Here is a 6,895-nt window from a genome sequence, read left to right on the forward strand (position 1 = left end):
TTGCCGCTGCCACCGCCCGCGTCCGGCAGGCCCAGGCCAACGCCGTGATCGCGGGTGCAGGACAGCTGCCGGAGGTGCAACTGGCCGTCGACGCCGGCCGCCAGCACCTGATGCGCGGTGCGGGCTACGACGGCCTGGACGTGAGCCGCAGCGGCGCCACCAGCACCCGTTTCGACGCCGTGCTGAGCACCCGCTATGAAGTCGATTTCTGGGGAGGTGTGCGCGGCAGACGCGACAGCGCATTGCGCAGCCTGGAGGCCAGCCGCTTCGACCGCCAGACCGTCGAGCTGACCCTGCTCGGTGCCGTGGCTGACAGCTACTTGCGTGACCTGACCCTGGCCGAGCAGGTGCGCCTCGCCCGCCTCAACCTGAGCAACGCCGACGACGTGCTGCGCCTGGTGGAAAACCGTCAGCTCGCGGGGGCGGCCAGCCGTCTGGAGCTGGCCCAGCAGCGTGGTTTGCAGGCGGCGCAACAACGCCAGGTGCAACTGCTTGTACAGCAACGCCAGGACAACCGCGTCACCCTCGCCACCTTGCTCGGCGAGCCGGTGCAGAACCTGCCGGCCAGCGCCGAAACGGTCACTGCATTGCGCTGGCCGAGCCTGGCAGGGGGCGTGCCGAGCGACCTGCTCACCCGCCGCCCGGACATCGCCGCCGCCGAAGCGCGCCTGGCCGGGGCCAGTGCCGACGTACAGGTGGCGCGCGCCGCGATGCTGCCGACGCTGCAACTGGGGGTGGACCTGGGCAGCGGCGCACGCACTGCAGCCGAGCTGTTCAACAGCCCGTTCTACAGCCTCAGTGCCGGGCTGGCAGCGCCGATCTTCAACCATGGCCGGCTGCGCGCAGGCCGTGAGCTGGCCAGTGCCCGCGAAGCCGAACTGCTGGAGGACTACCGCACGCGGATCATCGGTGGCTTCGCCGAGGTGGAGAAAGCCCTGAACGCGCTGACCGGCGTCGAGCGCCAGCGTCAATGGCAGAACCAGGAAGTCGAGCAGGCGCAACTGGCCTTCGACCTTGCCCAGCAACGCTACGCCGCCGGCGCGGAAACCCTGCTGGTGGTGCTGGAAACCCAACGCACGCTGTTCCTCGCCCAGGACCAACAGGCGCGCCTGCGCCTGGAGCGGCTGCAGGGCAGCGTGGCGCTGTACAAGGCGCTGGGCGGCGGATGGCACGTGACGGAGCGCGGCGGCGCGGATTGAGCGAGGATCGGGCGCCATGTTGGGTGACGCGTCCGCTGCGGCCGTCAGTCGCCAACGGTGACGCGGCAGCGCCGGACCGACCGCTGACACCGACCGAGCCTTCCTGAGGCATCACTTCAGCCCTGCCCGGCCCGGTCCCTTGTTGGAGCGGCCTGTCCGGCGTTTGTCAGACAGCGCCTAGAAATCCATCCCGGCCACCGACAGATGCCGGGCATACCACGGCCGTTTCGGCACGCGCTTGAGCAACCCTTTCATGCCGTCGTCTTCACCGGCCCAGATGATCCGCAACGCCAGCTTCATGGTCTCCACATCCATCTCCACCGAGCGACCAGGGCGCACGCCCGGTACGGTGCTGCAGCCGTGGGTGTCAGGGCCCAGCCACGGGTCGTCGACTTCGACCCAGCGCCCCGGCGCGAACCACGGCACGCCGTTGACCTCTAGCCGGCGTACCTGACCTGGGTGAAAGCGTTCCTGCGCGGCGAACCAGTCTTCGATGCGGTCGTCGATCCAGCCATGGAAGCGCCAGAATATCGGGTGCACGTGGGAGGAGAACGGGTCGCCGAGAAAGTCGTTTTCAGCCCTGAACCAGCGTGGGGCGAAGTCATCCTGAGTGCGGCCATAAGGCACTGGCGCGCCGTTGGACGGGTCGCGCGGCACGGCCGCCCAGCGCATGTGCAGCCAGTCGTGCAGGCCCAGTTCCATCTCCGAGCCCAGTTGCCCGAGGGTCAGGCGCGACAGGTAGCGCGGGTCCCGGTACTGCGATTCCCACAGCGCAAAGTTGGCCTGGAAGGTCTCTTCGCGTTTGATGCCACTGACCCACTCGGTGTATTCCTCGTCATCGTCCGCCAGCCAGGTGGGCGGGATGGAGCAGCCATCGAGGTTGTCGAAATACGCGGCAAACCCTTGGCGGTCGCGTTCCAGTGCAGGTTGCGGCAGCGGAAAATGGGGCCACGACGGCAGCGGCTGCAACGCACGGGCACTGGCCAGCATGTGCCGGTGCATGAAGAAGAAATCCACTCCGGAGCCGTTGCGGTCCTTGTGTCGGCCGCGTGCGTCACGCTCGCTGTCACGCGGGCCGGGTTGCCAGCCCAGGCCACGCAGGGCGTTGCGCTTGTCGTCGGGCAACTTGTGCCATTGATCGCGGCTGGCATGCCAGAGCTGATGAAACAGGCGGTGCTCGGCCGAGATCAGCCAGGCCAGCAACGGCGGCTGCAGGGTGATGCGCTCGCGCGCCTCGGGGAAGGCGTGCTTGGTGGCGACGAACAGGTTGTCCTGCTGCGGCAGCGCCAGGGGTCGCTCGAGGTCGATCAGCCGTCCGGTAAAGGTGTCACGCCCGGCATTGCCGAAGGCGTCCCAGACCTCATCGACCTGCACGCTCATTTCATAGCGCGGGGCGGTCTGGTGCGCCGCCACCAGGCGCCAGTACAGCCGGCCGTCGTCATCCTGGCGCAGGTCGCCGAGCAACCCGTACGCCGGCTGCGCCTCGCTGCGCAGGCGCACGGCGCTGTCCAGGCAACCGCGTACCCCGCGCCCGCGCGCGGCGATGTCGATGAACAGCTCCAGGTCATCGTCCGGCAGGCCTGGCAGGCCGGCCTCGGCGCCGTGCATACGCACACTCCAGATACCGCGCAGGCGATTGGCCAGTTGCTGCCCCGCGACATCGGTGAGGTCGACGCTGGCCTCGCCCGGGGTCTCGGGTTCCTCATCGGGTCGGGTCAGTTCGCGGTGGCCGTAATAGCCCGCAGGCACTGCGGCACCCAGCAGCGCCGCCACGGCCATGAAGCCTCGTCGAGAAAGTGTCATTACCCCACCTGAGTCCGCCCTGAAGCAGGCGCTATCCCAGCAAGAACGTTTGCTGGCAGAGCAAATTTAAGGCGACCGCCCGGACTAAATTTCCCCACTCAGGCCTCGTTCTTCCCGGATAGCCCCCGCCCGTGACCTGCATCGAGACGGCAATGACATCACCTCGCTGGAAGAAGACCCTCTACCTTGGCCTGCCGCTGGCCGTGCTGATCGGCGTCGGCGGTTACCTGGCCTGGCACGCGCTCGACCCTGCCCCGGCCTACCCGCGCAAGGTGGTCGAGCAGGCCGATGCGCTGCAGGAGCGGCTGCTCTCGTTCGACAGCCACATCACCCTGCCGCTGAGCTTTGGTAGCGAAGGCCACGAGGCCGACCGGGACACCGGCGGCGCCTTCGACCTGATCAAAGCCGCCAAAGGCAGGCTCTCTGGCGCCGCGCTGACGATCTTCGGCTGGCCGGAAATCTGGAATGGCCCGAATGCCCCGCACCGCCCCACGGCCGGCTTCATCGAGGAAGCGCGCAACCAGCAGGAGGTCCGCTACAAGGCCATTAGCGGGATGGTCCGCGACTTCCCCAACCAGGTCGGCATTGCCTACACCCCCGACGATATGCGGCGCCTGCAGGGCGAAGGCAAGTTCGCGGTCTTCATCAGCATGCTCAACGCCTACCCGCTGGGGCACGACCTGGATCTGCTGGACGTCTGGGCCGCGCGCGGCATGCGTATGTTCGGTTTCAGCTACATCGGCAACAACGACTGGGCCGACTCTTCACGCCCGCTGCCGTTTCTCAATGACTCGCCCGACGCCCTGGGCGGCCTCTCGGATCTGGGCAAGCAGGCCGTGCAGCGGCTCAACGACCTGGGCGTGATCATCGATGTCTCGCACATGTCGACCCCCGCGCTGCAGCAGGTGGCGGCCCTGAGCCGCGCGCCGATCGTGGCCTCGCATTCGGTGCCACGCGCGTTCGTCGACATCCCGCGCAACCTCAGCGACCAGGAACTGCGACTGATCCGCGACAGCGGCGGCGTGGTGCAGGTTGTGGCCTTTTCCCAGTACCTCAAGCCACTGACGCAACAGACCCAGGACAAGCTCAACGCGCTGCGCCACTCGTTCGGTTTGCCCAGCCTGCCCAATCAGGCCATGGCGCTGATGCCCGGTGATGCGGTGATTGCCGCCTGGAGCGAGCAGCAATTCGGCAGTTACGCCAGCCAGCTGTACGCGATCCTCGAAGAGGAACCCAAGGCCACCCTCAAGGAATTTGGCGACGCCATCGACTACACCGTGCGCAAGATCGGCATCGACCATGTGGGCATCGCCTCGGACTTCAACGAAGGTGGCGGCGTGCTGGGCTGGAGCGATGTCAGCGAGTCGCGCAACGTCACCGCCGAGCTGCTCCAGCGCGGCTACTCCGAAGCCGACATCGCCAAGCTCTGGGGCGGTAATTTCCTGCGCACCTGGGCGCAGGTGCAACAGGCTGCGACCCCTGCACGCCCCTCTCAGCCCCCGACACCGTGACCCTGCCATGACCGACCGCCGTACCTTTCTGAAAAACGCCAGCCTGCTGGCCATGGCAGTGCCCTTGAGTGGCGGGCTCGCCGCGTGCGGCGCGCATTCCGCGCCCCCTGCCCCCGCACCCCGCCTCACGAGTACGGACAAATGGCAACGGTTGCAGGGGTTGTTCAGCCTCGACCCGGACTACCTGCATTTCGCCAATTTCCTGCTGACCGCCCACCCCACACCGGTGCGCGAGGCCATCGAGCGCCACCGTGCCTGGCTCGACCGTAACCCGGCCGTGGCCATGGACTGGGACCGTGAGGAAGCCTGGCAGCATGAAGCACAGGTGCGTGAGTGGGCCGCGCGCTACCTCGGCGCCAAGCCAGCGCAGATCGCCTTGACCGGCAGCACCACCGAAGGCCTGTCGATGATCTATGGCGGCATCCATGTGCGCCCCGACCAAGAGATCCTCACCACCCGGCACGAGCACTATTCGACCCACTACACCCTGGCCTACCGCACCGAGCGCGACGGCACCCGCGTGCGCAAGATCACCCTGTTCGACGACCCGGCGCAGGTCAGCATCGAAGAAATTCTCGGCAACATCGACCGCGCCATCCGCCCTGAAACCCGGGTGCTGGGCATGACCTGGGTGCACTCGAGCAGCGGCGTGAAGTTGCCGGTGGTGCAGATCGGCGAACTGGTGGCGCGGCACAACCGCGGACGCACGGCGGCGCAACGCATCCTCTATGTGATCGATGGCGTGCACGGGCTGGGTGTCGAGAACCTCGACTTCGCCCGCATGAACTGCGATTTTTTCATCGCGGGTACGCACAAATGGATGTTCGGCCCGCGCGGCACCGGCATCATCTGTGCCCGCAGCGAAACCCTGGAAGACCTGACGCCGCTGGTGCCGACCTTCTCCGAAGACACCAACTTCGCCACGCGCATGACGCCGGGCGGCTACCACGCCTTCGAGCACCGCTGGGCGCTGGATGAAGCCTTCAAGCTGCACCTGCAACTGGGCAAGGACGAGGTACAGACGCGCATCCACCAGCTCAACGGCTACCTGCGCGACCAGCTCAGTGCCGACCCGCGCATCCGTCTGGTCACGCCACGCAGTGCCGAGTTGTCGTCGGGGTTCACCTTCTTCACGGTCAAGGGCCGTGACTGCGATGCGGTGGCGGCAGCGCTGATTGCGCGCAAGGTCACGGTCGATGCGGTAAGCCGTGATGTCGGCCCGGTCATTCGTACCGCCCCGGGACTGCTCAATGACGAGAAACAGATCGACCGGTTGATGGACAGTCTGGGTCGCGTGCTGGCTTGAATCCTTCAAGACACTGAGGTACGGGAATCAGCCGGGCGCGAGTCGCTACTGTGGCGCAGAACACTCGTGCCTCTATGGGAGTGGCCGGTCCGGCGCTTTGGTCAGTCGCGATGGGCGGCGTAGCCGACGCAAGGCTGTGACCTCTGTTCTCCTGCTCTTTCGCAGCGCCTGAATCGGGCCGGCTTTGCCGGCCATCGCGGCTAAAGCCGCTCCTACACCGTGGCGCGCTTTCATACAGTTCGGCAGCCCAACGCACCCCCTGTAGGAGCGGCTTCAGCCGCGATGGGCGGCAATGCCGACGCAAGGCTGTGACCTCTGTTCTCCTGCTCTTTCGCGGCGCCTGAATCGGGCCGGCTTTGCCGGCCATCGCGGCTAAAGCCGCTCCTACACCGTGGCGCGCTTTCATACAGTTCGGCAGCCCAACGCACCCCCTGTAGGAGCGGCTTCAGCCGCGATGGGCGGCAATGCCGACCCAACTCTGCAACCACGCTCAGAGATTACGTAACCAGTCGCCCACGGCGCTGTAGATGCCGTCGATCTGCCCCGTGATGCCCGACATCCGCAGAAAATCATGGGTCAGGCCGTGCTGGGTCAGCAGGGTCACCGGGGTGCCGCTGGCCTGCAGGTGTGCGGCGTAGGCCAGGCCTTCGTCGTACAGCGGGTCGTATTCGGCCAGGCTCAGGTAGGTGGGGGCCAGTGCCGGCAGGTGCTCCGCGCGCAAGGGCGAGGCGCGCCAGTCGCGACGCTGCCCAGGCTCGCTCAGGCAGTGCTGGTAGAACCATTCGAGCGTGGCGCTCTCCAGCAGGTAGCCTTCGGCGAACTGTGCGTGGGATTGGCGGGTCTGCGCGGTGTCGGTGACCGGGTAGAACAGCAGCTGCGCGCGCGGGGCGAATCCGCCAGCCAGCTCGCCGCGTGCCGCCGCGATGGCGAGGACCGTGGCCAGGGTAGCGCCGGCGCTGTCACCGGCCACACTGATTCGAGCGCTATCCACGCCCAGCGCTGCGGCGTGTTGCACCAGCCATGCGGCGCTGTCTTCGGCGTCGTGCACAGCGGTGGGGAAGACCTGCTCTGGCGCC

5 protein-coding genes are annotated in these 6,895 nt (G+C 67.2%); 3 read left to right on the forward strand and 2 right to left on the reverse strand.

Annotated features, from left to right (window positions below; all coding sequences use genetic code 11):
• Nucleotides 1-1,199: efflux transporter outer membrane subunit (locus RT028_RS00950; protein WP_312931404.1), on the forward strand; the 1,199-nt coding region annotated here is incomplete at its 5' end.
• A gap of 177 nt (nucleotides 1,200-1,376) precedes the next feature.
• Here the strand turns inward: RT028_RS00950 and RT028_RS00955 are convergent.
• Nucleotides 1,377-3,002 carry a PvdJ/PvdD/PvdP-like protein gene (locus tag RT028_RS00955; RefSeq protein ID WP_312931406.1) on the reverse strand — a complete coding sequence of 542 codons (1,626 nt, stop codon included), beginning with the start codon at nucleotides 3,000-3,002 and terminating at the stop codon, nucleotides 1,377-1,379.
• Between the two features lie 152 nt (nucleotides 3,003-3,154).
• Here RT028_RS00955 and pvdM point away from each other — a divergent pair, with 152 nt between their 5' ends.
• Both pvdM and RT028_RS00965 read left to right on the forward strand, forming a co-directional pair.
• Nucleotides 3,155-4,513, forward strand: a complete 1,359-nt coding sequence (pvdM, locus tag RT028_RS00960; RefSeq protein ID WP_312931408.1) for a pyoverdine-tailoring dipeptidase-like protein PvdM — start codon at nucleotides 3,155-3,157, stop codon at nucleotides 4,511-4,513.
• 7 nt (nucleotides 4,514-4,520) lie between these two features.
• Nucleotides 4,521-5,819: an aminotransferase class V-fold PLP-dependent enzyme gene (locus RT028_RS00965; RefSeq protein ID WP_312931410.1), complete on the forward strand. Its 1,299-nt coding sequence runs from the start codon at nucleotides 4,521-4,523 to the stop codon at nucleotides 5,817-5,819.
• Nucleotides 5,820-6,309: 490 nt separating this feature from the next.
• On the opposite strand, the gene RT028_RS00970 is transcribed toward RT028_RS00965, so the two are convergent.
• On the reverse strand, nucleotides 6,310-6,895 hold a 586-nt coding region (locus RT028_RS00970; RefSeq protein WP_312931412.1), incomplete at its 5' end, for an alpha/beta hydrolase.

Origin of the sequence: Pseudomonas sp. (assembly GCF_032058845.1) — a bacterium.
Classification (GTDB): Bacteria; Pseudomonadota; Gammaproteobacteria; order Pseudomonadales; family Pseudomonadaceae; genus Aquipseudomonas.